At 68.9% G+C, this 3,277-nt stretch carries 4 protein-coding genes; 3 read left to right on the top strand and 1 reads right to left on the bottom strand.

The annotated features are described in order from the left end of the window. Positions 1-120: 120 nt before the first annotated feature. Positions 121-543 (top strand): hypothetical protein, encoded by a 423-nt coding sequence (locus tag ACFWPJ_RS28605; RefSeq protein WP_378855975.1) that lies wholly within the window; start codon positions 121-123, stop codon positions 541-543. Here ACFWPJ_RS28605 and ACFWPJ_RS28600 read toward each other — a convergent pair. Then, positions 537-2,294 carry an Eco57I restriction-modification methylase domain-containing protein gene (locus ACFWPJ_RS28600; protein WP_378855973.1) on the bottom strand — a complete coding sequence of 586 codons (1,758 nt, stop codon included), beginning with the start codon at positions 2,292-2,294 and terminating at the stop codon, positions 537-539. The genes ACFWPJ_RS28605 and ACFWPJ_RS28600 overlap by 7 nt on opposite strands. A gap of 185 nt (positions 2,295-2,479) precedes the next feature. On the opposite strand from ACFWPJ_RS28600, the gene ACFWPJ_RS28595 reads away from it, so the two are divergent. Continuing rightward, positions 2,480-2,953 carry a hypothetical protein gene (locus ACFWPJ_RS28595; protein ID WP_378855971.1) on the top strand — a complete coding sequence of 158 codons (474 nt, stop codon included), beginning with the start codon at positions 2,480-2,482 and terminating at the stop codon, positions 2,951-2,953. Between the two features lie 22 nt (positions 2,954-2,975). Continuing rightward, positions 2,976-3,155: a hypothetical protein gene (locus tag ACFWPJ_RS28590; RefSeq protein WP_378855969.1), complete on the top strand. Its 180-nt coding sequence runs from the start codon at positions 2,976-2,978 to the stop codon at positions 3,153-3,155. Positions 3,156-3,277: the final 122 nt, after the last annotated feature.

Raw genomic sequence — 3,277 nt, 5'->3', positions numbered from 1 at the left:
TTTTTTTTTATATAATTCCTAAAAACACTACTGTTTTGGGGAGATCTCGCCCGGCGGGACTGCAAAATCCCGGCCACCCTTTACCTACGATAAGAATCCAATAACGACCTGGTCGAAGCGGTGGGCGTGCGGGAGGCCCAGCGCTATGTCACCGAGATCGACGAGCGGGTGCGCGCGGTCACCGAGCCGGGCGAACAGCTCGTCGAGATCTTCGCCGCGTTCGTGACGACCATCGCGGGCAACGAACTGCTACGCAGGCTGCTCGGTACCGAACCGGAGATCATCCTGCCCAGGCTCACCACCGAGGCGGGCCCCATCCTCGCGGTCGGGCGCGGCTATCTCGCCGACAAACTCCGCGAACTGGAGGTGGGCGCGACGGTCCCCGACTTCGAACCCGATCTGGTCGCCGAGATCATGGCGCGGCTCGCGCTGTCGCTGGCGCTCACCCCGGACGGTCTCATCCCCCTCGACGACCCGGCGGCGGGCCGCGACTTCGCCCGCCGCACCCTGTTGCCGATGGTCGGCATCCGCGTCGCTCACTGAGCGGGCACCCCGAACGCGGCGGCGACGGCCTCGTCGATGCTCGCCTCCGCCACGGGGACACCGTCTTCCAGCACGGCCCGCACCCGCCCGACGATCTCGGCCGACGCGGGACCGGCCGGATCGGGCAGTGGCAACCGGGCCACGTACTGGGTGATCCAGCGCCGTCGTCCCGAATACAGCCGGTTGCCGCACACCGCGTCGTAGAACCGCAGTCCCAGTGCCGAATTCGCCACGCCCATCAGCAGATACGCGAGATCGGTCGCCTGCTCTCCGGTTCCGAGATCGGTGAGCGAGATCCAGTAGCAGTCGCCGTTGACCACCGCGCCGGACCGGTCGAGCGCGAACCGCGGGCGCTCGCTGATATCGGGAAACACCAGTTTCGGTGCGCCCCACAGGTGCGGGCGCTGCGGAACCCAGATCTCGAACCACTTCCGGCCGCCGTCGAGGACGTACCTGCGGCCCGACAACACCTGCTCGTGTGAGCGCAGATACTGTGCGGCGCCAGGGAATTCGGCGAGGTCGATAGGCGTGCGGCGCGGCTGCATGAGGTCGTAGGGGTAGAGGACCCTGGTGCCGCGGTCCCGCCCGATCCGCCATGGTTGCAGATCGTGGTGGGTGATCAACTGCCGCAACAGTTCCGGCTCCGGGGTCGGGTCCATCTGGTCCCAGCGGTCGGAGATGAACACCCGGTCGGCGGTGGTCTTGATGCCGACGCGAATGCGGGCGGTGTCGCCGAAAGTCCGCCAGGTGCTGTCCGCGATGGTGCTGAGCCAGCTGTCGAGGGCGGGACGCGACATGCGCCAGGCGGTGTCGCCGGACCGGGCAGGGCGAACAGCTCTCGCCCGGTCAGGCCCGCCGGATCGACCGCTCGTCCCGGCGGCTGAGGGCCGGTCGGACTTCGGTAGGTCCACGCCGGATCGATCGTCGGGGTGCGCGGCGGTCGACAGCACGCCCACTTCGACAGCGAACACCCGTCCGCCGTCGCCGACCAGGCAGGCGCTGTCCCCGGCCAGCGCATCGAACAAGTCGGTGGCGCAGTCGGGTTCGGCGCCGGGTTCTTCGTAGACCGAGACGTACCGGCAGTCGCATTCCGTGGGCGCGCGGGTCGCGACCGTGATCGCGGGCAGTACGGCGGCCGCGAAGAGCTTGGTGTCGCCGAGGTCGTAGAGTTCGGCCGGATGCAGCTCGCTCGTCAGGATCCGGCGCAGGTTCGCCCCGGCCCTGGTGGTGAGAAACCGGTTCGCACAGAGCAATCCGAGGACGCCGTCGGCGGCGAGCAGCCGGGGCGCGATCGCCACGAACGGATGGGTGAGGTCGATGCGCCCGCGCAGACCGAACTGCTTGCTCAGCAGCTGCGCCGTCGAACCGCCGAGCTGCTGGGTCCGCACATACGGCGGATTGCTGATGACCAGGTCGAACGAACCGTCGGCGATGCGGGCCGACACGGCGAGGAAATCACCTGCCCGGCAATCGATCTCGATGCCTTCGGCGGCGGCGCGCGCGGCGGCCTCACCGACGGCCCGCCGGTCCAGGTCATAGCCGGTCAGCCGTACCGTGACGTCCGGCGCGACCTCCCGCTGCACCGCGAGGAGCAACTCGCCGTCACCGCAGGCCGGGTCGAGCACGCGGAGCTCACCGGCGCGTGGCGCGTGCAGCAGCGCCCGTCGCGCCAGGAACCGCGCGAGGGCAGGCGGGGTGTAGTGCCTGCCGTTCCGTTTGCGCTCCTGCGCGTCGCGGGCCTGCGAAGCCATGCGGTCGAGTGTGCCCCGCGACGACGTCATCATGCGGCAGGCGCGAGACAACCTCCCGATAACCTGCCGAATCACGATTTCGTCCGGTAAACGGTGGCTCGCGCCACCGATTTTGGGGTTAGTACCGGCGCGCCCGATCTGTAACATCTGTTCGGTTTCCATCCCGGTTGACGAAGTCGAGGACGATGTCGAGATTCAGGACGCTGACCGCGGCACTGACCGCCACAGCGCTCACCCTGCTCCCCGTGACGGCGGCGCACGCCGACCCGGCGCAGTACTCGCCGACCATGCTCATCCTGGACGCGTCCGGGTCCATGCAGCGCCCCGACCAGGGCGCCACCATGATGGGGCTGGCCTATCGCGTGCGGTTCACCGAAACCGGCGGGGCGGGATACACCAACTCCACGAACGTCACCACGACCGTGTACTCGCCGGTCGGCGGCCAGGTCGACGAGGATACGAACTCCCACTCCGGGCGCCAGGCCACGGATCTCGAAGGCGCGACCGTCCCGATCCGCTACGCGAACCGAGACGCCAGCGAGACCCCCGTACAGCAGCAGTCGGTGGCCGGGTGGTACTACATCGCGGTCAAGGTCGGGATGCCGTCGGGCACGACGGCCATGCCGCCGACTCCGGTCGAACTCGACCGTCGCGGGTGATACCGAGGCGGGACCGACCTACGTGACCGGCAGTCCCGACGTGCTCGGCGAGCAGGCGCAGCCCGGCACCGAAAAGCCTGTCGCCGTGAGTGGTTCGGACTCGTCGACGCCGTGGCTCGCCTTCGTCGGCATCGGTGTCGGCGTGGTCGCGCTGATCGGCATCGGCATCGCGATCTGGGCGGTCTCCCGGCGTCGCGCCTGATCCCCTTCCCGAGCCCGCCCGCCCCCCCAAACGTGGGGGGGGCGGGGTGCCCGGTTGAGGCCCCACCGCCAAACGGGGCGCAAAACAGCAGTGTCAGATAAACAACAGAACCCGCCCCCCCA

The organism is Nocardia sp. NPDC058497, from assembly GCF_042720195.1.
GTDB lineage: Bacteria > Actinomycetota > Actinomycetes > Mycobacteriales > Mycobacteriaceae > Nocardia.
The sequence above is the reverse complement of the archived record's forward strand: the minus strand, read 5'-3'. Positions and strand labels throughout refer to the sequence as shown.

Bases quoted from the DNA above. Each gene is read 5' to 3' on its own strand.
- ACFWPJ_RS28595 (WP_378855971.1), top strand. From the start codon at position 2,480: ATGTCGAGATTCAGGACGCTGACCGCGGCACTGACCGCCACAGCGCTC.
- ACFWPJ_RS28600 (WP_378855973.1), bottom strand. From the start codon at position 2,294: ATGGCTTCGCAGGCCCGCGACGCGCAGGAGCGCAAACGGAACGGCAGG.